Raw genomic sequence first — 25,517 nt, forward strand, 5'->3', positions numbered from 1 at the left:
TTATAGGAAATTAGAATAATATGATTGGTTTTTTATACTGAAATAATGTAATTATTGGAGGATATTAAATGAAAAAAGAAATGATAAAAGACTATTTATTGATAACAATATCAGCATTTTTAATGGCATTAGCAGTTAATTTTTTCTTTGCAGAGCATACATTAGCTCCAGGGGGTATAACTGGATTATCAGTTGTACTTAGTACATTTTTATCAATACCTGTTGAGAATATATCTTTAGGAATATCTATGCCACTTCTAGTAATGGGAGTATTATTTTTAGGTAAAGGCTTTGGAGTAAAAACATTATATATAACTCTTATGGGTCCACTTTTCTTAAAAGTAATACCAAAAACTCATATAACGGACAACTTATTAGTAGCAGGGGTAATAGGTGGATTATTAGTTGGAACTGCTATAGGTATAGCGATAATAAGGGGATGTAGTACTGGTGGAACTGATTTAGTAGCAATGCTTCTTAATAAGGTGGTTAAGTTCTTGAAGTTACCAGCTATATTATTTATACTAGATGGATTTATAATAGTGGCATCTGGAATCATAAGTAAGAACCTTATGATATCTGTATATTCATTAATATCTTTACTGTTAATAATAAAAACAATAGGATTTGTAACTACAAAATTTGCAAAAAATACTGAAGAAACTAATAATATGAATAGTGCTTGTACTCAATAAAAATAATAAAATTTACTTTACATATAAAAAATATCAAGATAACTCAGGTCACCTTGATATTTTTTGTTTACTTAAAAGATAGTATTTTATTCTTTTCGGAATATAGTTTTTTAATAATCACACTAAGTCTGGAGATATCGTATTTACCTAAAAGAGCATTTATATTTATTAACTCAGCGTGATGCTCAAAGTCTACAGGAGCAGTAGTTAATATTAAATCTATATCATCAAAATTTGTAAATGAGATAGAAGAGAGAGGTATGGACTCAACTATATTAATTTGATTAAATTCAAAGCATAATTTTTGAACTAGTAAGTTAGATACACCAGCACTACAATGACATATTAAAATAGTATTTAAAGGAGCTTTACTTCTATCTATTGCTGATATTAAATATAAAGCAAGATACCCTATTTCATCTTCATTAACTTCATAATTCATCAACTGTTTGATAACAGTATTAGACTCTTTAGCAGCCTTATATGTATATGGGAATGTTCTTTTTATATCATTTAATACAGGATTTGTAATAGTAAATCCATAGTTTATTCGATGTAAAGCTGACTTAAGATGATTCGCAAGAGACTTTATTAATATAAAGTCTTCTTTTAAATTTAAATTTAGTATATTACCCCAATGAGTAGCTATTGCTTCAGATAGGTTATACTCTGTAATTTCTTCATTTTTAAGGGGTTCAAGAGGAGTAGATTTCTTTATGGATTTAAGCAATCCTTCTATATGAAGAAGCATATAGCAAATCTCTTCATCAATAAATTCTACATAAAAAGCTTCACTTAGATTAGAGGATAAAGTCTTAGCTTTTTCAAAGCATTCATGTTCTAATAATTCTCTAAAGAAATTTTCAGATAAATTAATGTACCTATTAAGAGAAACTCTTTTTATACATATAGCTATATCTATTAAGAAGTTTATATAATACTCATCACTAAGATTATTTTTTTCTACTTGCAAACTATTTAGAGTAATCTGAGACAATTTCTCGAAATCATAATTGAATAGCTCCTTAAAGATTCTTGTTGAAGGAGTACTATTAAATTTATCAGATGTTGAGAATAATATTTCTTTAAGTTCAGTATAACTTTTATTAGAAGTAGTAAGTTCAAAAATTGCTTTTCTAATATCTTTTTCTTTACCTTCTAGATATACACCATTATTTGTTTTTCTAACTAGTGTTACTTTAAAGTTCTGCAAGAAATTTTGAATAACTACCAAGTCTTTATGTACAGTAGCTCTACTAACATGTAGTTCATTACAAATATCACGAATCCTAAATTTCGAATTTTTAATAAACAATTTACTCAGAATATATCTTTTTCTGTCTTCAGGAGAGTATGCATATATACCATTTGATTTATCATTGATATCTCTAATAACTTTAAGTTTTATATCTTCATTACCTAGAATAATAACTCCTGAACCAGTCTTTTTATCTAAGGATAAATTAAACTCTAAAAGCCATTCATCTAAAATAACAAGGTCATTACGAATAGTTTTATTGCTAACATTTAATTCTTTGGCAATAGTATTTACAGTAATATAGTCTGAGTTATTTAGCAATAATTCTGCAATATCTAATAATCTTTTGTTCAATGTAACCCCTCCTAAATCTTAGTTGCTATTTAACTTGGGACCAATCTTTTTCAAAAGTATTGGAACCATCTATTGTAAGTTGGCTAAAAGAAGCTTTTTTAAATAAATCATATGTCACAGCTGCATAATCACATCCACAAAGAGATGCTTGAGTTAAGTGAAATACATTTTTGATAGAAGCTGCAACAACTTTAGTCTTATATTCATTTATTGATATAAGCTTACATATTTCTGTAAGGTTTTTTATACCATCATACCCATTTTCATCATTTCTTCCTATAAAAGGAAATATATAATCAGCACCTGCATTTATAGCTAAGGATGCTTGATTTACATTGAAAATTAATGTACATGCAGTTTTTACACCTTTACTATTTAATGTATTTATAAGTTCTAAACCAGCTTCAGAAAAATTTATTTTTATTATGGTGTCCTTGTTTATATTTGATATCTTATCACAAGACTCAAGTAATTCATATAAATTATTCCCTATAACTTCAGCAGTTAATATTCCTGGATTTAAATTAGTACACGCTTCAAGGAATTCATAAAAGTTTACATTTTCTTTAAGATACATAGATGGATTAGCTGTTATTCCTTTAAATCCATACCCTAAACACTTTTGAATCTCATTAAGATTTGCACTATCTATTAAATATTTCATAATTTAATTCTCCTTTAAGTTATTGATTACAATAAAAACTCTCTTTTATTTTTATTAGTCATGGTCTCCATTTGAAGACAATAATTTTTATTTGTAAAATATTAAGTTAATTATACAATAATATTGTTTGTAAAATTGTCACATGACCACTTAATAAAATTTACATAATGATATGGTAATAATAAAACATTGATTGTTTATTAATTGCCATAAGCTTTAGTAAATAAGAGTTAACAGTTAAAGTATTGCCTTAAAAATCCTGTGATAGGTATAATTTTAGTATGAAATCAATAATTTAAGGGAGGAAAAATATGATTAACTTTTATCAGCCATCAAGAATAAATTTTGGACAAGGGACTTTAAGTGAGTTACCTAGAATAGTAGAAAAATATGGAAAGAAATGTTTATTAGTTACTACTCCAAATGTAGAGCCATTAGACAAGTTATATGAAAGAATTAGATTAGGTTTAATAGAAAAGGGTATAGAAGTTGTACACTTTGATAAAGTAGAGCCAAATCCAACTGTAGAACTAATAGATAAAGGATTTGAACTAGCTAAAAAAGAATCTGTAGATGTTGTTTTAGGCGTTGGTGGAGGTTCTAGTATAGATACTGCTAAGATGTTAGCCTTAACTTTTGGACTAGAAAAAATAGATTGGGATTATATGTTTAGTACATATACAAATGCATTTAAAATATATGATAAAGTAAGTGAAAAAGAATTACCATTAATAGCTGTATCAACTACTTCTGGAACTGGAAGCCAAGTTACACAAGCAGCAGTAATATCAAGAGGAAGTGAGAAAAATACAATATTCCATCAAAATTGTTTCTCAAGAGAATGTATCATAGACCCAGAACTTATGCTAACTTTACCAGAGAGAATTACTGTATCAACAGCATTTGATGCCTTTACTCATGCATTTGAAAGTTACATAAACCCAAATGCTAACGATTTTACAGAGATAATGTCTGAAAAATCTATGGAATTAGTTATTAACTATTTGCCTAAGGTAATGAAAGAAAAAAGCAATATAGAATATAGAACAAAATTAGCAGTAGCAGATACATTAGGTGGAAGTTCGCTAGCAAATTCTGGAGCAGCAGCACCACATCCACTAAGTGAGATAATAGGTGGAGTTACACATATTCCTCATGGTGAAGCTTTGGCTATAGTGTTTCCAGAATTTGCAGAAAAGTTTTATGAAAATAATGTAGCTAAATTTGCTAAAGTAGCAAGAATGTTTAATGAAGAATTAAAAAAAGTAGAAGATAATGAAGCAGCTAAAGCTTTAAAAAATGAAATAGAAGGTTTTTTGAAGAGAGTAGGGCTTAAGACAAAAATGTCTGAGTTTAATGTAACAAAAGAACAATTAGAAGAAATAATAAGTTGTCCAGTTTTAGGTTTTTTACCATTTGGAAAAAAAGAAGACCTTGTTGAAATATTAGAAAAATCTTACTAGGATGTGATACAAATGAATTATAAATTAATTTGTACTGATATGGATGGAACCTTATTGGGAAATGGATTTGAAATATCAGAAGAAAATATAAGGGCGTTAAAAGAAGCTATGGAAAAGGGAATTAAGATAGCATTAGTTACTGGAAGACCTTATAATGCCATGAAATACTTTACAAGTGTTTTAGGAGATAATATATATATTATCTCAAATAATGGAACATATTTTAATTTACCAGGATATGAGTATAAGAAAATTTTAAGTAAAGATGCGCTAGAGAAGATATATAGAATAGGTGAAAAATATAATTTAAATAGACATTTTAAGGGATGTAAAAGAATTATAGCTAACAATGAAATAGGAGAAGAACATCCATATAGATTAGTAAATAATAAAAATAAAGAAGAGGATAAAATTGAAATAATAGAAAATGCAAGTTGTGAAATTCTATTAGAAAGAGCTGAAGATGAGATTTTGAAATGTATATTTTTCTCAGAAAATTCAGAGTCTTTAAGAAAGGCGAAGGAAGAGTTTAAAAGCCAAGAAGATTTAGAAGTAGTAAGTTCTGGAAAGATAAACTTTGAAGTTATGAGTAAAGGGACATCAAAGGGTATTGCATTAAAAAAGTTTTGTGAGATATTAGGAATAGATAGCAAAGAAGTTATTTGTATTGGTGATAATGAAAATGATATATCTATGATTGAATTTGCAGGTCTTGGTATTGCTATGGGAAATGCTACAGATGAAGTAAAGTCTAAGGCAGATTTTGTAACTGATACAAATATAAATGATGGTGTAGCGAAGGCTTTAAGAAAAGTATTGGCATAAAATTTTATAGTGTGGAGAGTGTATTATGTTTAATATATTTAAGAAAAAAGAAAGTAAGATTGAGAAGATATACAGTCCTTTTAAGGGGAGTTTAGTTAATTTAGAGGATGTGCCAGATGTAGTTTTTGCTCAAAAGATGATGGGTGATGGGGTAGCTATAATACCAAGTGAAGGTAAGTTATATTCTCCCGTCGATGGTGAAATAGTTAGTATATTTGATGCAAAACATGCTTTAATGATTAATAGTATTGATGGTACAAATATATTAATACACATAGGTTTAGATACAATGTCACTAGAAGGAAAACCATTTGATGTCAAAGTAAAAGCAGGAGACAAGGTAAAAGCTAAGGATTTAATAATGGAAGTAGATTTAGACCTTATAATATCAAATGATTTAAATATAATAACTCCTGTAGTAATAATAAATGATGCTGATGCTGTGAAAAGAACAGTAAAAGAGAGGTTAGAGCCTATAGAGGTAGATACTAATAGCATAATAATGGAAGTTGAGTAGATATAAAAGGATGTAGTTAAGGCTACATCTTTTTTAGTGATTTTACTTGAATAAAATCACATTAAATTTAGATATGATGATTCAATTAAAATAATAATAAATGGTAGAATATGATTTTGTCGCAATCTGTTGATTATTTACCGTATCATTATGGTAATTTAGAGAAGTATTTGAAATATTGAAAAAACAATATTCAAAATTTATAATGTAGATATGAACTGAAATGCTTTGTAAAACTAATATAAAGGGGTGATAAATAATTAAGATGATAGTGAATAAAGAGCTAATTATTGATTATTTAAAATCCAATCAAGAAAGTATCATAAATGATATTAGAAGTCTAGTTGAGATACCTTCAATTAGAGATGAAAGTACCATAGATATAAATCAGCCATTTGGGATAGAAATAAGAAAGGCATTTGATAAGCTTATACAAATAGCAAAAGATAAAAATTTTGTTGTAAAAGATTTTGATGGATATGCAATCCACATAGAATATGGAGAAGGTGAAGAGGTAGTGGGGGTACTTAATCATATAGATGTTGTACCAGTATATACTAAAGAGTTGTGGCTGAGTAATCCTTTTAATGTTTGTGAAAAAGATAATCATCTTTATGGAAGAGGTGTTAATGATAATAAAGGGCCTTTAGTAGGAATTTTATATGCATTACTTTTCTTAAGAAAACTTAATATAAAACCAAAGAGGAAAATTAGATTAATCGTAGGTGGAGCTGAAGAAACAACTTGGGAATGTATGGAGCATTACTTTAGTATTAATGAACAACCAAAGTTTGCATTTTCTCCAGATGGTAACTTCCCAATAGTAAATGGAGAAAAAGGCATTTTATACTTTAATCTAAGAAAAAAAATAAATGAAGATAAATTTAGAAATCATAATTTAGTTGAGATAAAATCAAACAAAGAAGATGGATTTGTATGTGATAAAATTGAAGCTATCTTTAAAACTAATGATAAGAAAGATTTAATAAAGTCATTAGTTTATTATACAGAGATAGAAGAAATTGAAGAAGAGAAAATATTAGTAAGATATATAGGAGAAAGAGCTTTATCAAGAAACCCACACAGGTCGTATAACTGTGCATTCAATTTAGCAAAGGACTTAGATAAAATCAAGGGGCTAAATGATAAGGGAATCATAATAAAAGATATTTTAAATTCATACTTTACAGATGATAATCATGGAAAGAAATTGGGGTTATATACAGAAGACGTAAATATGGGAGTTTCTACACTATGTATAATGAGTATTTTCTTAGAAAAAGATGAGTTAAATATGAAAATAGATTTTAGATATCCTAAAGGGATAAGTCTGGAATTTATAACTAATAGAATTAATGAAGTTGGGAAAAAAGAAAATTTAATAGTTGATACATACAAAGATTTGAAACTATTGTATGTAGAACCAAATAGTGAATTAATAAATAAATTGTCAAATGCATATAAACGAGGTTTTGGAAAAGAAGTAGAACTTTTTACAAAAGGAGCTGCATCTTATGCAAGAGTACTAGAAAATGGGGTTGCATTTGGCCCTACAATAGATGGAGATATACCAAATTCACACAAGGCAAATGAAAATATAAGTATAGATACACTATATAAAGCGATAGAGGTTTATATATATGCCTTGTATAATTTAGCATTTCAATAAAAAGTGGAGGAAATGATACTATGAAGGATAAATTACAAGTACTTTCTGGAGCGATGATGATTCCTGTCATATTACTTGTTGTAGCAGGAGTATTTATAGGATTAGGATCAGCTTTTGCAAATATGGAAAACGTTTCTGCCTTGGGGCTTAGTGGATTAATACAGGAAGGTTCATTCATAAATGTATTCTTTAAAGTAATAAATGACCTAGGATTTATGGTAATGAGATATTTACCAATATTCTTTGTTACTGGCATATCTTTTGGATTATCCAAAAAGGAAAAAGGATGGGGTGCATTAGGAGGAGTTGTTTTATTCATAGGAATGCACACAGTTATAAATACATTATTATCAGCACATGGTATAAGCTCAGATACAGTTACAGCAGAGGCATTTATGAAGTCTGGCTTAAGTGAGGTTGAAGCATATAGTCGAAGTTCTTTATATGGTTCTTTTTTAGGAATATTCTCATATGATTGTAGTATATTTGGAGCTATAATAGCAGGATTTGTAGCTAGTACAATACATAACAAATTCGTTGACACAGAACTTCCTAGTGCATTGTCTTTTTTCTCAGGTCCAAGGTCTTCAATGATTATGATGTTTATAGCGGCAATAGTATTGGGTACAACAATGTACTTCATATGGCCACCAGTAGGTCTAGCATTATCTAAACTTGGTAACTGGATAGGTTCAAGTGGATTATTAGGAACTTTCACTTTCGGAGCAATGGATAAAGCATTACTGCCATTTGGTATACACCACTTAATTGCATTCCCTATAGAATACACAAGAGTAGGTGGAACAATGGAAGTAGGAGGAGCAATTTATGAAGGTGTTAACAATATAAGGTTAGCTCAAATGGGAGATCCAGATACACTATCATACATAACTCGTAACTTTACAACAGGACGTTTACTAATACATTTTGCAATATTACCAGCAGCAGCTTTAGCTATGTATAAGTTATCTGACAATGTAAATAAGAAAAAAGCAATAAGTATATTGATACCAGCAATAGTAACTGCTATGTTAGTGGGTGTAACAGAACCTATAGAGTATACATTCTTATTTGTTGCACCATTATTGTACTTTGTAGTATATGTTCCACTAGCAGGATTAACATATGTATTTACAGAAATGTTTAATGTATCTATAATGGGAGAATCATTTAGAAATATGTTCCCAAATTTATTACAACCTCAGAAAGTGGATGCACTACCTTTATTATTTTTAATACCAATATTCTTTGTAGTTACTTATGTAATATTCACATGGGCAATTAAGAAGTTTGATATAAAGACACCAGGAAGAAGCTCAGAAGAAGTTAAGCTTTATAGTAAGAAAGAATACAGAGAAAGACAATCTGGAGAATCTGTTAAAGCAATAGCTAATGATGCAGGAGAAGACAAGGACACAGAACTTGTATATTCTATAATAGAAGGTTTAGGAGGAAGTGGTAATATAAAAAATATTACTAATTGCGCAACTAGACTTAGAGTAGAGCTAAATTCAATAGATGGATTTTATGAAGATGGTTTTTGGGTAAATGAGCTAGGTGCAAGTGGAGTTGTTAGGAAGAAAAATTCAGTTCAAGTTATATTTGGGCCAAGAGTTATTACAATAGCATCTAAAATTAAAGTTGTGTTAGGTGTAGATTAATAGATATAGAACCATGCAAATTATATTAGTTTGTATGGTTTTATTTTTTTATTTATTTAATAGGCAAGATATGTCTAATAATTAAGTAGCTATACAAGTGAAAATAAGGATTCTTATTTATTTTTATGCTATAATTTAAATATATTTATAACAATTAAGGGGAAAACAATGCAGGAGTCAAAACAACTAATTATAAATTCAAAATATAGTAATTTATTAAATGAATTAAAGAAAAGCTTAAAAGAATGTAAAGCATTTTATTTTAGTGTAGCCTTTATAAATTATAGTGGAGTACAGTTGTTGCTAGATACATTTAAAGAATTGGAAGAAAAAAATGTAGAAGGTAAGATAATAACTACTACATATCTAAATTTTACAGAGCCAAAAGCATTAGAAAAAATACAAGAATTTAATAATATAGATATGAAAATATTCATAGCAGATAGAGAAAAAGGTTTTCATACAAAGGTATACATTTTTGAAAATGAAGACAACTATAAAATTATAATAGGTTCTTCAAACATTACTCAAAGTGCATTAAAAAGCAATATAGAATGGAATGTAAAGATAGTTTCAAAAGAAGAGGAGCCATTTTTAAAAGATGCATTGAAAGAGTATGACAACCTTTGGAAAATGAGTTCAAATCTTAATGATGAAGTGTTACAAAGATATATGTTATTTTTAAATGAAATTAAAAGAACAGAATTAAAAAGAAAAATGGTGTTTGATAATTTTGTACCTATCAGACCTAATAAGATGCAAATAAAAGCTATGGAAAATCTAGAAAGGCTAAGGGCTCATGGAGAAAATAAAGCCTTAGTTATTGCAGCTACTGGAACAGGAAAGACATATATGTCCGCATTTGATGTAATGGAATTTAAACCGAAGAGATTATTATTTATAGTTCATAGGGAAGAAATTTTAAAAAAAGCCAAGGAAACATTTGATAGATTGTTAAGAGGAATAAATTTAAAAACAGGTTTATTTACTGGTAATGAAAAAAACTCTGAAGCAGATTATCTATTTGCAACAATACAGACTATGAATAAGTATTACACTGAGTTTGAAGAGGATTGTTTCGATTATATTATAATTGATGAAGCTCATCATAGTGCTAGTAAATCATATCTAAATATTTTGAATTACTTTAAACCTCAGTTTATATTAGGTATGACAGCTACTCCAGAGAGATGTGATAGTTTAAGTGTATTTGAGCTTTTTGATAATAATGTTGCCTTAGAAGTTAGATTGCATGAAGCACTTGAAGAAGATTTAGTAATACCATTTCATTACTTTGGTATAACAGATATTGAAGGTGTAGATTTAGAAAATGTTAATTTAGAGGATACCTCAGAGTTAGCTAAACGTTTAATGATACACAAAAGAGTAGATTTTATTATTGAAAAAATGAATTTTTATGGGCATGATGGACAGTTTAGAAAATTATTAGGATTCTGTGTAAATATAGAACATGCAAGGTATATGGCTGAAGAGTTTAAGAAAAGAGGTATAAATAGTGTTGCGCTTTGTGGTGAGGATTCTATTGATAAAAGGCAAGAATATATTAAACTATTAGAAAGTAATAAGGATAGTTTGCAGGCTATATTTACTGTTGATATCTTTAATGAAGGTGTTGACATACCTTCTATAAATACAATTTTAATGTTACGACCTACTGCATCTCCTATAATATTCATTCAACAATTAGGGAGAGGGCTTAGAAAAAGTGGAGATAAAGAATTTTTAACAGTACTTGATTTTATAGGAAATCATAAGAAAACTTTTTTAATAGCTATAGCTTTAAATGGTGCAAGATATTATGATAAGGATAGCATAAAGGTAGCTGTAAGTACTGATTTTGCTAATATACCAGGATGTACTCATATTCAAATTGATGAAATTTCTAAGGAAAGAATCCTAACACAAATTGATGGAGAAAATTTTAGGTCAGCACAATATTTGAAGGATGAATATAATCAATTCAAAATCTTATGTGGAGGAAGAGTACCATATTTCTTATTAGATTATATAAAATTTGATGCTTCACCAGACCCAGTTAAGTTTATAGATAAAGATGGGACTTATTTAAGTTTTGTAGGTAAGACAGAAAAGGATGATAGTATAAAAACATTATTAATGGATAAGAATTTTGAAAAAATATTAAAAGAATTAAATACCAGTTTACCTTTAAAAAGAATAAATGAATTTATTATACTTAAATATTTATTAAATCATAATAGTATTAACATAAAGATAGCAAGTAATGAAATATTGAAGTATATTAATAAAATAGACCCTGATAGTGTAATTCATGCTTTTGAATGTTTAAATCATCAATATTGCGATTCATCAATAATAAAAAGTAAGGTTAAACTAATAGAGTATAAAGGTGATACTTTATATAGAAGTAGTATATTTACACAAATAATTAATGATAAAAAATATAGAAAATATATAGAGGATGCTATTACTTATGGGATTATTAGATATGAAAAAGAGTTCAAAGAAGATTACTATGGAGTACCATTCTTAAAATTATATGAACAGTACAAAATGATTGATATAGCATTACTTTCTAATTATAGAAAGATTCATTCTGCATTTAGGGGTAGTGGACTTTTAGTTAATGGGAATGAATATTTCCTATTTATAGATTTGCATAAAGAGGAAGGAATAGACGAAAGGATAAATTATAAGGATAAATTTTTAAATCAAAATTATTTTCAGTGGCAATCTCCAAATTCTACACGACAGTTGACTGATAGAGGTAAGAATTTAATTCATAATAAAGATAGAAAAGTTAACTTGCACTTATTTGTGAGAAAATATAAAGAAATAGATAAGAAAGCACAACCATATATTTATATAGGTAAGGGTGACACTGTAGAATATAGTGGGGAGAAACCTATAACCATGAAGATAAAACTTCATCAAGAAGTTCCTGTTAAAATATATAGGGAATTTATAAAAAAAGTAGAGATAATGAAATAGGGATATATTAATATATCCCTATTTCATTATCTCTTTTACAATAGGGATATCTGCAGGTGCCCATACTAAAGAGCTTAAGTTTTCCTTTTTAAGGTAAATTAACTTAGAGTGTTCATTAGGTGTAGGAAACTCTTTTATTAATGAACATTTTATACCAATTAAGTTTACTATAATTTTTTCATATTCATGAGTGTTTTCAGCAAATACAATATCTGCTTTTACTTTACAACTTAATTCTTCTTGTATTTCTCTTTCTATTGCATCAAATAAAGATTCTCCTTCTTTAACTTTTCCACCTGGAAATTCCCAATGATTTGGTAGAGACATATTTGGAGCTCTAAGAGCGCATAGAATTTCATTATTCTCATTTTCTATAATTGCAGCAACTACTTTTATTGTTTTTTTCAACGAAATCACCTCATAAAATAAAATACCATAATTAATAAATTTAAACAAATTTAAAATTATAAAGTTAATTGTAAGTACAATAGTATATTTTTATTTCTTGAACTTTTATAAATAGAAAATATCATTTTAGATAGAATAAAGACTGTATTTAGTAATTATAAATTTTTTAATAATATATTTATTAAAGGGAGGAACATATTAAAATAATTTAAATCTTAAACAATTATGCAATATTAGTAAAAAGAGATAAAAATGAACTTATTGTATTTGTCAAAGCACTTGGTTTAAAAAAATAGTGGGACAAGTTATAAGTGAAAATGAGATAGATAAAACCTATATACTTAGAAAATTCGTTAAAAAGGTGTGAAAAGAATTAATTTATAAAAAATTCTTTGATATGTAATATTAAGATGTTTTTATAAAGTTGTACTGTGTAGTTAAATACGAAAATACAATTAAACATGATAAAACATAATGAAACATAACTAAAAATACAAAAAAATATAGCTAAATATAATAAAACATAATATAATTACTTTGAAGGGGGTGACAAAATGTGGGAGTTTTATAATAATTTAATAGATAAAATACCAGAAAACACAAGAGTAAAAGATTTTATTATAGGCTCAGAGTTTGCTATGGTAATAACAGATTATGGAGCAGGTATTAGTCATTTATTATCTGATAAAAGATTTCCTTTTGAAAACGATATAAAAATAAATATGTCTTTAAAAGATTTATGCAAGTCAATTAAATCTTGGAATTTTATAGAAGCTAGTTTAGGATTAGCAGCAATAAATTCTTATTATAATCAGAATATTTGCAATAAAACATTAAGCCTAGAGAAAATTAATCATCATTTCATTTCCATGATTGATGATTCATCAAAAAAAATAGCAGTAGTAGAGGGAAATCTTCAAAATAAAAATAAAATTAAATTTAGATATGATGTGGATTTTTTCAATAGAAAAATAGTAGAAGAGGATTACAACATATCAGCATATGAATATTTAGTAGAAAACTATGATAGTACATATTTAGGTGGAGACTTAATTATTAATAAACATTTAATAAAAATAGCAAATGATTCACTTAATAAAGAAAGCATAATTTGTGATATATCGACACCTATATCTTCAGATTTCAAAAAATTAGGTATAAAAAATATAGGTGGATTTGTTGTAGATGATATAGATAAATGTTTTAATTTAGTAAAAATAAGTGCACCTTATGAGGATATTGAAAAGACAGGTAACATAATGAAAATAGTAAAGACAAAAGGGGATTAAATAAGTGAACAAGAGTGCAAAAAGTAATAAATTAATTATGTTTTGTTTAGTTATAATATTGATTACATTGATATTAGTATCATTAGCACTTGGAAAATATCCAGTAGAACCACATCAAGTATTTGGAATTTTAGTTTCGAAAATATGTAATATAGATAAGTTTTGGACAGATAGCATGGAAACTATATTTTTAAATGTTAGATTACCAAGAATAGTACTTGCATGTTTAGTAGGTGGGGCATTGGCAGCTGCAGGAGCATCATATCAATATATTTTTTTAAATCCTATGGCATCACCAGATATACTAGGGGCATCATCAGGAGCAGCATTTGGAGCTGCTTTAGCATTATTTCTTTATAAAAGCGGTAGAGAGGTTACAGTTAGTGCATTCATCTTTAGTTTAATTACTGTAATTTTAGTCTATTTAATAAGTGAAAGAACAAAGGGAAGTAAAGTGTTAGGCTTAATTTTATCTGGTATTATGGTAAGTTCATTATTTTCTTCAGGTACATCTTTTATAAAACTTGTAGCAGACCCTAATGACCAGTTACCTGCAATTACATATTGGTTAATGGGAAGTTTATCAGGTGCTAAAATATCTGACATAAAATTTGCAATTATTCCTATGTTAATAGGTATAGTACCTCTAATACTTATTAGCTGGCAAATAAACATATTGACTGTAGGAGAAGATGAGGCAAGAACGATGGGGATAAATACAAAGTGTATAAGATTTATTACTATTATATGTGCTACACTTTTAACTTCTGCAAGCGTTGCTGTAAGTGGAATGATAGGTTGGGTTGGTCTTGTAATACCACATTTATCTAGAAGATTAGTTGGAAATAATTTTGTTTATTTATTGCCAACATCAGCTATGTTTGGAGCATCGTTTTTGTTGTTAGTTGATAATGTATCTAGAAATTTATGGACTAGTGAGATACCTATAGGTATATTAACATCGTTTATTGGTGTACCATTTTTCATATATCTGATTACGAAAAGAGGGGATTAATATGATTTTAGAAGTTAAAGATCTCAGTTATTTTTATAAAAATCAAAATGTACTTAATCAAATATCCTTTAATGTTGAAGGTAGTCAGTTACTATGTATATTAGGACCTAATGGTGCAGGGAAAAGTACTATGTTTAAGTGTATACTTCAGTTATTAAAAGGATATAAAGGTGAAATATTATTGGATGGAAAAAACTTGAAGGATTACAAAATTAAGAATCTAGCAAGAAAAATAGCTTATATCCCTCAGTCTCATAATCCTGTATTTAGTTATTCTGTTGTTGAAATGGTATTGATGGGAACAACATCACAAATTTCACCTATGTCTAAACCTACTAAAAAACAAATGGAAATAGTTGAAGAATCTTTAGACAAAATAGGAATTTCTTATTTAAAAGATAGGAATTTTATAAATTTAAGTGGAGGAGAAAGACAATTAGTACTTATTGCAAGAGCTTTAGCTCAAAATGCAAAGATACTTATTATGGACGAGCCAACCTCTGATTTAGATTATGGTAATCAAATTAGAGTATTAAATACAGTAAAAGAATTAACAAGGGATGGATATATAATAATTCAGTCAACACATAATCCAGACCAAGCCTTTTTGTATGCAGACAAGGTTTTAGCTTTATACAATCATGAAATATTAGCTTTTGGTGTGCCTAAGTACATAATTAATTCTGGCCTAATTAAAAAATTATATAACATAGATGTAGAATTAAACAGCTTATATGATGATAAAATTAGAGTCTGCATACCAAAAAGTGTAACTATATAATTTACTTAAGGGGGATAAAATGAAAAAGAAATTATTATCATTGTTATTGGTACTAACTTTAGTAATAACATCTTTAGTTGGATGTACATCGTCAAATGGTGATGCTAAAGAAAAAAAAGAGGATAAAAATGCATCTAAAACAATAATGTTTACTGATTCAGTAGGTAGAAAAGTTGAGATTCCAGCAAATATTGAAAAAATAGCACCTTCAGGAAGTTTAGCACAAATCGTACTATTTTCAGTAGCACCAGATAAGCTAGTTGGACTATCAGGAGATTGGACAGAGGATTCAAAAGACTATGTGGATAAAAAGTATACTAGTCTTCCTGTTTTTGGTCAATTTTATGGTAAGGGAGATTTAAATATGGAAGCCCTTGCAGCAGCAGGACCACAAGTAATTATCGATATAGGTGAGAAGAAAGGTAGCATGAAAGAAGATTTAGATTCTATACAAGAACAAACAGGTATACCAACTATATTTATAGAAGCTACAACTGCTAATATGTCAGAATGTTACACTAAGCTAGGAGAAATCTTAAATGTAGAAGATAATGCAAAAGTATTAGCTGATTACTGTAAAACTACTTATGATACAACTGTAGAAACGATGAAGAAAATAGGTGATAAGAATAAAGTAAACTTTGCTTATTGCGTAGGAGACACAGGAACAAATATAATCGCAGAAGGGTCTTTCCACTCTGAGATTATTAATATACTTGCAAATAATGTTGCAAAGCTCAATGACCCATCAAGTAAAGGCAATGGAAATGAAGTATCGTTAGAACAATTATATTTATGGAATCCAGATGTAATAGTGTTTGCACCACAGAGTATATATAGTAAAGTAGGAAGTCAAGCTGAATGGCAAAAAATAAGTGCTATATCTAGTGGTAAATACTATGAAGCACCAAGTACGCCATATAATTGGATGGGATTCCCTCCATCTGTAAATAGATATATGGGTATGATTTGGCTATCTGAAATACTTTATCCAGAGCATTTTAATTATGATTTAAAAGAAAAAACAAAAGAATTTTATAAGTTATTTTATCATGTTGATTTAAGTGATGAACAATATAGCAAATTAACTAAAAACGCTATTAAATAATATATAGATATAAAGTTACTAAATAATGTGTAGGCATAAAGTTATTAAATAATATATAGACATAAATTAAAAGAAAGTAGGATTTTACCTACTTTCTTTCGTAAAAAGGGGAATTGATATGAAACTAATTACAGTAGCAGGGCCACCATCATCCGGAAAAACATCTGTTATTCTTCATCTAATTAAAGCTATGGAGGCAGAAGAAAATAAGGTTGGAGTAGTAAAGTTTGACTGTCTTACATCTTTTGACCAGATTAGATATGAAGAGAATAATATACCTGTTCAAATTGGACTATCTGGTAAAATTTGTCCAGACCATTTTTTTATAAGTAATATTGAAGATGCACTTTATTGGTCTAAAAAATTAAACTTAGATATTTTAATTACTGAAAGTGCAGGGCTTTGTAATCGTTGCTCACCCTATATAAAAACTATACCAGCAGTTTGTGTAATAGATAATTTATCAGGGATAAATACACCTAGAAAAATAGGACCAATGCTAAAATATGCTGATATTGTTGTAATTACAAAAGGAGACATAGTATCACAAGCAGAAAGGGAGGTATTTTCCTTTAATGTACGTCAAGTAAACTCAAAAGCTAAGATAATATTTATAAATGGAATCACAGGACAAGGAGTATTTTTACTTAAGAAATATTTAAGTGATATAAAAGAAATAACCACGCTTAGGGAAAAACAATTACGTTTTACAACACCAGCATCAGTGTGTTCTTACTGTACTGGAGAGACTAGAATTGGAGAATCTTATCAAATGGGAATGATAAAGAAAATGGAGTTTGACTATGAAATATGATAATTATGAAAATTTACTAAACATGTCTATAAAAGAGATAAAAGAAAACTACTCTATGGCCTTTGATTTTTTCTTAAATTACAATCTAAGTAATGTAGATGATTCAATTACTTTTAATAATCTAATAGAATCTTTAGATGAGGAATTTTATATAACTTTTGGGATAGAAAAAGAAGAGTTATACATTAAATTGGTGGAGTTTTTAAAAGAATTTGGCCAAGATGAAAAGAGTTTAAATATAGAAAGCATTACTATTAATGGTGGGTACAATAAGCTAAAAGAAAAAGAAGCTATCTCATTGAAAATAAAGACTGGAGAAATTATAAGTATTGTTGGACCTACAGGTTCAGGAAAAAGTAGACTGTTAGAGGATATTGAATGTTTAGCCCAGAGAGACACTCCTACTAACAGACAAATATTAATAAATGAAAGTATTCCAAGTGATGAAACTCGTTTTGTTATGGATGGAAAGCTAGTAGCTCAACTTTCACAAAATATGAATTTTGTAATGGATTTAACAGTAGAAGAATTTTTACAAATGCACTCTAAAAGTCGTTTCTGTGAAAATCAAGACGATATAGTAAAAAAATGTTTTTATTGTGCTAATAAACTAGCTGGAGAAAAATTTGAATTAACCACAAAGATAACCCAATTATCAGGAGGTCAATCAAGGGCTCTTATGATATCGGATACTGCATATATGAGTTCTTCACCAATAGTTTTAATTGATGAAATTGAAAATGCAGGTATAGATAGAAAGGAAGCTCTAAGACTATTATCTAAAAAGGAAAAAATAATTTTGATTTCAACACATGACCCTATATTAGCTTTAAACGCTAATAAAAGAATAGTTATTAAAAATGGTGGAATTTCAAAGGTAATATCTACAACAGATGAAGAAATAGAAAGTATTAAATACATAGAAAGCTTAGATAATATTTTACTAGATATTAGGCACAAGGTTAGAAAAGGTGAAGTCTTAAATAGAAAAGAAATAGAAAGTATTGTACAGGAGGAGGTAAATGACTTTGTGGGAACTTTATGATGATTTAATAGAAGGAATTCCTAAGGAGATAATAGTTGAAGATATAGCTGTTGGGCAACATAATATTTTAGTAAGAAGTAGTGTAGGTAGTGGTATAGGTTTTGTATATAGTGAAGATGGGCGTCCTCCAGAGTTTGTAAAATCTTTTAAAGGAAAATCTTTATATGAAATAGCTGGATGTATTAAGTCTTGGAATATCACAGAATCAGGAATTGGCTTGGCTGCAATAAATTCTTATTATAATTCTGTAAAAGTTTCAAAAGAAAATAATATAAAGTTAAATGAAAACAATTTTATAGAAGATAGAATTAATGACCCTTTTATTTCATACCAGAATATGATAAGGGGAAAAAAGGTAGCGGTTATAGGTCATTTTCACTATTTAGAACAACTATTTGCACCTGTTTGTGATTTATCCATAATAGAAAGTGAAGATATATATGGTGATTATCCAGAGACTTCAGCACCATATATCTTACCTGAACAGGACTTTGTAGTTATATCTTGTTACACATTAAGTACAAAAACTTTTCCTTGGTATTTAGAATTAAGCAAAAATGCTTATGTGGTATTGGTAGGTCCAGCAACTCCAATGGCACCTATATTATTTAAGTATGGAGTAAATGATTTATCAGGATTTGTAATTAAAGAACATGATAAAGTAATGAGCATAATAAGTGGAAATGAGAGAAATAGTATGTTTTACAGTACAGGTCAGAAAGTAAATTTAAAAGACAGTGGGGAAATTTAAATATGAGAATGAATTGGAATGATACTACAATAAAATCTTTTGTTGATGCAAGTGAATATACTGGTTTTCACAAGATATTAGCTAAAGAAATAATTCCGTACATCAAAGATAGCCAAACTTTTTGTGATGTAGGTTGTGGATTAGGTTTAATAGATATGTATTTAAGCAAAGAACTGAAAGATATAACTTGTATTGATATAAACCAAAATGCTATAAATTATTTAGAAAAATCAATAAAAGACAATAATATAAGCAATATTAGGTGTATGGTAAAAGATTTTAAAGATATAAATACAAAATTTGATACTATACTAATTTCTTTTTTTTCATATGAGAATATAGAATTTTTTACTGGGCATTGTGATAGATTAATTGCAATTGTTAATGATAAGTCCAAAACTCATATTCCAGTATCTAAGAAAAGAATGGATGTGGTGGAAAGACATAGTTCAAAAAATTTAAAAGTATTATTAGATGAAAAGAAACTTAGATATGAATTAATACCATTAAGTCTTGAATTTGGACAGACATTTACTTGTGAAGATGACATAGTTAGGTATGCTAAGTCTTATGATGAAGGCGGAGAGTATGAAACTATATACAATCATATTATGAAAAATATAGTTAAGGGAGATAAAGTAGCTTATTACCTTCCATATGAAAAAAATATATCTGTTTTTATAATAGACTTTAATAGATAGATAATTGTAAATTTTAATTTTGCATATAGTGCTATATTTTGATTTAAGTTGACAATTTATATAAGATTGCATACAATTAAACTAAGAATTGAATAAACGTATTTAAAGAGTAGGGAAGTTGGTGAAAATCCAACACGAACCCATCACTGTAAGCATGGATAAATTCTGCATAGCCAAAAGATGTTATTTAGAAAGGCTGAGAAAATGAAATGTAAGTCAGATACCTACATTAAATATTAGTAAATAAATTTAGGGGGGAGCAACTAGATTTATTGTCTTGTATATGGAATTTAGAATTTAAAGTATACATATTAAAATGGGATGTTATAGCATTATTTGCTATAACTTTTTTTATGCTCATATTTCTAAATAAGGGGGAAATGTATTATGAGGAAGATTTCAAAAGGGAAGCTGAGTAGTATAATTTTAGCAATTATGCTGATGTTATCATTGCTAACAGGGTGTAGTAAGCCAGAGGAAAATAATGATGTTAGTAAGATGAATAATGAAAAGGAAGTAGTTTTAGCAGCAGCTAGAGATTTGGCACCAGGTGAACAAGATGCTTATTACACAAGTTCTATACTCTATGTTTGGGAACCGTTAATAGGGTTGGGTGATGATGGAAAACCAAAGGCAGAACTTGCAGAAAAATGGTCAAATTCAGGTGATTATAAAGAATGGACATTTACAATAAAGAAGGGTGTAAAATTCCATGATGGTGTAGATTTGAATGCAGATTCAGTAGTAAAAAATTTTGAACGTTATATGAATATGAAAACGAAATCTTCACCTTTTTATTCGTTTGATATAGAAAAGACATATCCTAATTTACAAAGTGTGGATAAAGTTTCTGACTATGAAGTTAAACTTACTTTCAGTAAACCAATATCAACTTTAATATACAACATGGCTAGATTTGGAAGTGCTATGTATAGTCCAGAGTGTTTTGATGTAAAAACTGGAGACTTTACTAAGTATGCACAAGGAACTGGTCCATTTAAGATAAAAGAACGAGAAAAAGAACAATTTGTTTTGTTAGAGAGAAATCAAGACTATTATGGAGATAAAAGTAAAGTTAAAAATGTAAGAGTAAATGTAATTAAAGATGCACAAACTCGTTACACAGCACTTAAATCAGAGGAAATTATGGGTGTTATGGATTTAGGGGCTATTACTCCAGAGTTAGCTAGTGAGCTAATAAAGGATGAAAACTTTGAGATTAAAACATCTCCATCAACAATAACTCAATTTGTATCTACAAACGGTACTAGGGCACCATTTAATAATGTTAAGATAAAAGAAGCACTAAGCTTGTTGGTGGATAGAGAAACTATAGTAAATAAATTTTATGGAGGATATGGAACTCCGACTATGAATATATTGAACCAAGGTTCACCTTTTGCTAAGGAAATTAAACCTGTTTATGATGCAGAAAAAGCAAAAAAAATTATAAAGAATGAGTTAAAAGGGGAAACAAAAGAGTTAGAGTTTATAATACCATCTTATGGTGTAGACCGTTATCCATACAAAACTGTAGCAGAGTATATACAATCTGTATTAAGTGAAGTTGGATTAAACTCTAAAATAACTATACTTGATGGTGCTGCTTTTAAGGAAGCACAAAAAGCAGGAAATTATGACATAGCACTTCACACTCAAGGGCTTCCAAATGCAGAACCATTTTCTATATTTGATAGTTATATGAGAAGCACAGGGTCAAGTAATATAGCTTATTCATTGGGCTATAAAAATGAAAGAGCAGATGAATTAATAGGTCAATTAGAAAAAACAATGGATTTAGATGAAAGAAGTAAAATATATAATGAGCTTCAAGATATATCAGCAGAACATCCATCAGCTATACCATTATTTGAAGATGTTAACTTAATTGCCTATAATAAAAAAATAACTGGATACAAACCTACATTATATGGGACTACATTAGCAAATATGGAGTGGAGTAAGTAGTGAAAACACCATTTAAATATTTAATTAGAAGGATATTGATGACTATCCCTATTTTGATAGGAATAACTTTTCTAGGATTTATATTAGGGGTTATAGCACCTGGTGACCCAGCAGTTGAATATTTAAGCATGGATGGTATTTCTGCTCCTACAGATGAAGAAATAGAAAGAGTTAGAGAAGAATTAGGGTTAAATGATAATATTATAGTTCAGTATATTAATTGGACTAAAAAAGCTATGACTGGAGATTTAGGACTTTCCTATATCAAAAAGACATCTATTACAGAAGAGATATTAAGAAGGTTACCAATAACCTTCTCTTTATCTTTAATGGCTATGTTTTTTGTTATAGTGTTATCTATACCATTAGCTATAATCATGGCTTTAAAAAAGGATTCAGCGATAGATAAGATTGGCACTTTTGTATTTTTACTTATGATATCTATTCCAGGGTTTTGGTTAGCTATTATTATGTTAAGTATATTTTGTGAGAATCTTAGATGGCTACCTACGAGTGGGTATGGTACGATTAAACATTTAATAATGCCTGGATTTGTTTTAGCAGCTGGGACTATAGGAACTGTAGCAAGGTTAAATAGAGCAACTTTAATAGAAAGTATAGGACAAAACTATATAACAGTGGCAAAAGCTAAGGGTCTGTCAAATAAAATAGTTATTTTTAAGTATGCTTTTTTAAATTCATTAATGCCCATTGTAACAGTTCTGGGAAACTATTTTGGTGCTATTTTAGGAGGCTCCACAGTGGTTGAGGTTATTTTTAGTATTCCAGGTATGGGAAGTTATGTAATACAAGGAATAATGAGTAGAGATTATCCAGTGGTACAAGGATATGTGCTATTTACAGGGATTATATTTATAGTGTTTAATTTAATTGTAGACATATGTTACCTATTTCTTAATCCTAAAATGAGGGTGGGAGGTAAATGAGATGGATAAATTTAAAGAAATGTTATTTATACATAAACTAGCTTTTTTAGTGCTAATAATTATGATACTTGTTGCAATATTTGCACCAGAGTTAGCTCCATATGACCCTAATAAAGTACAAATGGATGATAGATTAATGGGAATTTCTAGAGAACATATACTTGGCACAGATACTCTAGGCAGAGATATTTTAAGTAGGATATTATATGGAGCCAGAGTATCAATATCTTTAGCTTTTTTAGCAACATTATTAACAATGCTATTTGGTAGTTTTGTGGGTATAATAGCAGGATATTGTGGTGGGATAGTAGATACGATAATACAGTCAATTGTAAATATATTTCAAGGTCTTCCAAGTCTTAGCTTTATGATTGCTCTTGCTGGAGTTCTTGGGCCAGGTATAAAAAGTTTATTAATTGCAATAGTATTCACTTCTTGGGCTGGTTTTTCAAGAATAGTTAGAGGAGAGGTATTAAAGGTAAAAGAAGAAAAATATGTTGAAGGTGCAAGAGCACTAGGGGCTAGTCATATTTATATAATTTTGCACTATATAATTCCAAATATATTTGCTCCTTTTATAGTACTATTTGCAATAAGGGTAGGAAAAAGTGTACTTTCTATGGCATCGTTAAGTTTTTTAGGTCTAGGAATACAACCACCACAAGCAGATTGGGGTGTTATGATAAATGATGCTAAGACTCATTTTAGAAGCTATCCAAATCTATTATTAGCACCTGGGTTTAGTATATTATTATTGTGTTGCAGTATAAATTTAATTGGAGATGCACTAAGGGATATGTTTGATGAAAAAAGCAACACTTTAAGCCAATATCTTTAGAAGGAATAAAAACTATGAATAGAGATATAAGTATAAAAGATTTAAAAATTCATTTTAATACTAAGGAAGGAAAAGTAAGAGCTGTAGATGGAGTATCTAGAACCTTTCAAAGTAGTAAAATTACAGGAATTATTGGAGAAACTGGAAGTGGAAAATCGGTACTAGGACTAGGGATTTTGAACCTTGTATCTAATAACTCAACTGTTTCAGGCAGTGTCTTATATGAAGAAAAAGATTTGCTAAAAATTAAAGAAAATGAAATTAGAGAAATCAGAGGGAAAAAAATAGCGTTAATACCCCAAAATCCATCAAGTTCTTTTAATCCAATATTGAAAATAGGAAGTCATATGAATGAACTTTTTTATTATCATAGAAAAGAAAAAAAGAATTCTTGTAAGAGTAAAAGTTTGGAGATATTAAAAAAATTTTTTTTCTCAAATAGTGAGTTGGTTTATAATTCGTATGGATTTCAGTTAAGTGGAGGTATGAGTCAGAGAGCATTAGCAGCTATAGGGACAGCACTAAAACCTAACTGGGTAATTGCAGATGAACCAACTAAAGGGTTGGATGCAATAATAAGAAAGCAAGTATATGAAGTATTTTATGATTTAAGAAGTAATATGGGTGTTAGCATGATACTTATAACTCATGATTTAATGCTAGCTAAAAAGCTTTGTGATGAAGTTGTAGTTATGTATGCAGGTAAAATCATAGAAGAGGGTACAAAAAATAGTATCTTTAATAATCCACTACATCCTTATACGAGAGGTTTAATTGATTCACAGCCAAATAAAAAATTAATACCCATTGAAGGGATAGCGCCAAGTCTAACAAACTTACCAAAAGGATGTAGATTTTCTCCGAGATGCAAGGTTGCAAAAAAAACATGTATTGATTATGAACCAAGACTATTTGATGTTAATGGTTCAAAAGTGAGGTGTTTTCTTTATGATAAGAGTTTATAACCTTTATAAGGAGTTTAAAAGCGGAATAATCAATAAAAAGATAGTTAAGGCGGTAGATGATGTATCTTTTGAAATCAAAGAGGGAAAAACCTTAGGTCTTGTAGGAGAAAGTGGATGCGGAAAATCAACTTTATCAAGGCTTATTTTAAGACTTATTAAATGTGACAGAGGTAAAATTTATTTTAATGGTAGAGATATCAGTAATTATGATTTTTCTCAAATGAGGGATTTAAGAAAAGAGATGCAGATAATATTTCAACATCCAGATTCTGCCCTAAGCCCTAAAAAAACTATATATGGCAGCCTTGTGGAACCATTAAAAATTCATAAACTCTACGAAAAGAATAAAGCAAGAGAATACATAATGGAATATTTAAGTTTTGTTGGGCTTAGTGAGGAAATTTTAAATAGATACCCACATCAAGTAAGTGGAGGACAAATACAAAGAGTTGCTTTAGCTAGAGTGCTTTTATTAAATCCTAAATTTATGATATTAGATGAACCTACATCAATGCTAGATGTATCTGTGCAAGCTCAAGTTATACAGGTTTTGAAGAAAGCTCAAAAACAGTTTAATATAACCTATTTATTTATATCTCATGATATAGACTTAGTAAAAGAAGTTAGTGATGAGGTTGCAGTCATGTTAAATGGCAAGATAGTTGAAATTATAGATGCTAAGGAATTGTATAAAAGTGCAAAGCATGCTTATACCAAAGAGCTTGTTGAGAATTTCACTAATTTTTAAAATATAGTAATCAATTGTTTAATCAATCATTACATTAGTAAG

The 25,517-nt window shown here is 28.6% G+C and carries 23 protein-coding genes and 1 riboswitch; of the genes, 20 read left to right on the forward strand and 3 right to left on the reverse strand.

The window, feature by feature from the left end:
• Window positions 1-68 precede the first annotated feature (68 nt).
• Window positions 69-695 carry a YitT family protein gene (locus IR151_RS07180; protein WP_227433837.1) on the forward strand — a complete coding sequence of 209 codons (627 nt, stop codon included), beginning with the start codon at window positions 69-71 and terminating at the stop codon, window positions 693-695.
• 67 nt (window positions 696-762) lie between these two features.
• Here the strand turns inward: IR151_RS07180 and IR151_RS07185 are convergent, their stop codons facing one another.
• Window positions 763-2,307, reverse strand: a complete 1,545-nt coding sequence (locus IR151_RS07185) for a BglG family transcription antiterminator (protein WP_227433838.1) — start codon at window positions 2,305-2,307, stop codon at window positions 763-765.
• Window positions 2,308-2,332: 25 nt separating this feature from the next.
• A complete protein-coding gene (locus IR151_RS07190) occupies window positions 2,333-2,971 on the reverse strand; it encodes a transaldolase family protein (protein WP_227433839.1) in 639 nt (212 codons plus the stop codon).
• Window positions 2,972-3,282: 311 nt separating this feature from the next.
• On the opposite strand from IR151_RS07190, the gene IR151_RS07195 reads away from it, so the two are divergent.
• From IR151_RS07195 to IR151_RS07220, 6 genes are all read left to right on the forward strand, one after another.
• Window positions 3,283-4,434, forward strand: coding sequence for an iron-containing alcohol dehydrogenase (locus IR151_RS07195; RefSeq protein ID WP_227433840.1), 1,152 nt, complete (start codon window positions 3,283-3,285; stop codon window positions 4,432-4,434).
• A gap of 12 nt (window positions 4,435-4,446) precedes the next feature.
• Entirely contained in the window at window positions 4,447-5,259 is an 813-nt protein-coding gene (locus tag IR151_RS07200) for a Cof-type HAD-IIB family hydrolase (RefSeq protein ID WP_227433841.1), read from the forward strand.
• 25 nt (window positions 5,260-5,284) lie between these two features.
• The gene (locus IR151_RS07205; RefSeq protein WP_227433842.1) at window positions 5,285-5,776 is read left to right on the forward strand and encodes a PTS glucose transporter subunit IIA; all 492 of its coding nucleotides are present in this window, start codon (window positions 5,285-5,287) and stop codon (window positions 5,774-5,776) included.
• A gap of 265 nt (window positions 5,777-6,041) precedes the next feature.
• On the forward strand, window positions 6,042-7,445 hold the full coding sequence (locus IR151_RS07210; RefSeq protein ID WP_227433843.1) for a Sapep family Mn(2+)-dependent dipeptidase: 1,404 nt from the start codon (window positions 6,042-6,044) through the stop codon (window positions 7,443-7,445).
• 20 nt (window positions 7,446-7,465) lie between these two features.
• Window positions 7,466-9,106, forward strand: a complete 1,641-nt coding sequence (locus IR151_RS07215) for a PTS transporter subunit EIIC (RefSeq protein WP_227433844.1) — start codon at window positions 7,466-7,468, stop codon at window positions 9,104-9,106.
• A 168-nt stretch (window positions 9,107-9,274) separates the two neighbouring features.
• Window positions 9,275-12,097 (forward strand): DEAD/DEAH box helicase, encoded by a 2,823-nt coding sequence (locus IR151_RS07220; RefSeq protein WP_227433845.1) that lies wholly within the window; start codon window positions 9,275-9,277, stop codon window positions 12,095-12,097.
• Between the two features lie 18 nt (window positions 12,098-12,115).
• On the opposite strand, the gene IR151_RS07225 is transcribed toward IR151_RS07220, so the two are convergent.
• Entirely contained in the window at window positions 12,116-12,514 is a 399-nt protein-coding gene (locus tag IR151_RS07225; RefSeq protein ID WP_413927354.1) for a (deoxy)nucleoside triphosphate pyrophosphohydrolase, read from the reverse strand.
• A 545-nt stretch (window positions 12,515-13,059) separates the two neighbouring features.
• On the opposite strand from IR151_RS07225, the gene IR151_RS07230 reads away from it, so the two are divergent.
• The 13 genes from IR151_RS07230 (at window position 13,060) to IR151_RS07290 (ending at window position 25,475) form a co-directional block, all read left to right on the forward strand.
• A complete protein-coding gene (locus tag IR151_RS07230; RefSeq protein ID WP_227433847.1) occupies window positions 13,060-13,794 on the forward strand; it encodes an enolase N-terminal-like fold-containing protein in 735 nt (244 codons plus the stop codon).
• A gap of 4 nt (window positions 13,795-13,798) precedes the next feature.
• Window positions 13,799-14,809, forward strand: coding sequence for a FecCD family ABC transporter permease (locus IR151_RS07235; protein ID WP_413926636.1), 1,011 nt, complete (start codon window positions 13,799-13,801; stop codon window positions 14,807-14,809).
• A 1-nt stretch (window position 14,810) separates the two neighbouring features.
• Window positions 14,811-15,590 carry an ABC transporter ATP-binding protein gene (locus IR151_RS07240; protein WP_227433848.1) on the forward strand — a complete coding sequence of 260 codons (780 nt, stop codon included), beginning with the start codon at window positions 14,811-14,813 and terminating at the stop codon, window positions 15,588-15,590.
• A 19-nt stretch (window positions 15,591-15,609) separates the two neighbouring features.
• Complete coding sequence (locus IR151_RS07245) at window positions 15,610-16,698, forward strand: ABC transporter substrate-binding protein (RefSeq protein ID WP_227433849.1); 1,089 nt, start codon at window positions 15,610-15,612, stop codon at window positions 16,696-16,698.
• A 118-nt stretch (window positions 16,699-16,816) separates the two neighbouring features.
• Entirely contained in the window at window positions 16,817-17,512 is a 696-nt protein-coding gene (locus IR151_RS07250) for a GTP-binding protein (RefSeq protein ID WP_227433850.1), read from the forward strand.
• Window positions 17,502-18,557, forward strand: coding sequence for an ATP-binding cassette domain-containing protein (locus IR151_RS07255; protein ID WP_227433851.1), 1,056 nt, complete (start codon window positions 17,502-17,504; stop codon window positions 18,555-18,557). The genes IR151_RS07250 and IR151_RS07255 overlap by 11 nt, the downstream gene beginning before the upstream one ends.
• The gene (locus IR151_RS07260; RefSeq protein ID WP_227433852.1) at window positions 18,535-19,308 is read left to right on the forward strand and encodes a Rossmann-like domain-containing protein; all 774 of its coding nucleotides are present in this window, start codon (window positions 18,535-18,537) and stop codon (window positions 19,306-19,308) included. The genes IR151_RS07255 and IR151_RS07260 overlap by 23 nt, the downstream gene beginning before the upstream one ends.
• A gap of 2 nt (window positions 19,309-19,310) precedes the next feature.
• Window positions 19,311-20,009: a methyltransferase gene (locus IR151_RS07265; protein ID WP_227433853.1), complete on the forward strand. Its 699-nt coding sequence runs from the start codon at window positions 19,311-19,313 to the stop codon at window positions 20,007-20,009.
• Between the two features lie 111 nt (window positions 20,010-20,120).
• Window positions 20,121-20,235, forward strand: a riboswitch (cobalamin riboswitch).
• Window positions 20,236-20,396: 161 nt separating this feature from the next.
• The gene (locus IR151_RS07270) at window positions 20,397-21,977 is read left to right on the forward strand and encodes an ABC transporter substrate-binding protein (RefSeq protein WP_227433854.1); all 1,581 of its coding nucleotides are present in this window, start codon (window positions 20,397-20,399) and stop codon (window positions 21,975-21,977) included.
• Entirely contained in the window at window positions 21,977-22,924 is a 948-nt protein-coding gene (locus tag IR151_RS20435; protein ID WP_227433855.1) for an ABC transporter permease, read from the forward strand. Before IR151_RS07270 ends, IR151_RS20435 begins: the two co-directional genes overlap by 1 nt.
• Before the next feature lies 1 nt (window position 22,925).
• The gene (locus tag IR151_RS07280; RefSeq protein WP_227433856.1) at window positions 22,926-23,762 is read left to right on the forward strand and encodes an ABC transporter permease; all 837 of its coding nucleotides are present in this window, start codon (window positions 22,926-22,928) and stop codon (window positions 23,760-23,762) included.
• Between the two features lie 14 nt (window positions 23,763-23,776).
• Complete coding sequence (locus tag IR151_RS07285) at window positions 23,777-24,727, forward strand: ABC transporter ATP-binding protein (RefSeq protein ID WP_227433857.1); 951 nt, start codon at window positions 23,777-23,779, stop codon at window positions 24,725-24,727.
• Window positions 24,711-25,475, forward strand: a complete 765-nt coding sequence (locus tag IR151_RS07290) for an ATP-binding cassette domain-containing protein (protein ID WP_227433858.1) — start codon at window positions 24,711-24,713, stop codon at window positions 25,473-25,475. Before IR151_RS07285 ends, IR151_RS07290 begins: the two co-directional genes overlap by 17 nt.
• The last annotated feature ends 42 nt before the right edge of the window (window positions 25,476-25,517 follow it).

It is taken from the genome of Clostridioides sp. ES-S-0006-03 (assembly GCF_020662275.1).
Lineage (GTDB): Bacteria > Bacillota > Clostridia > Peptostreptococcales > Peptostreptococcaceae > Clostridioides.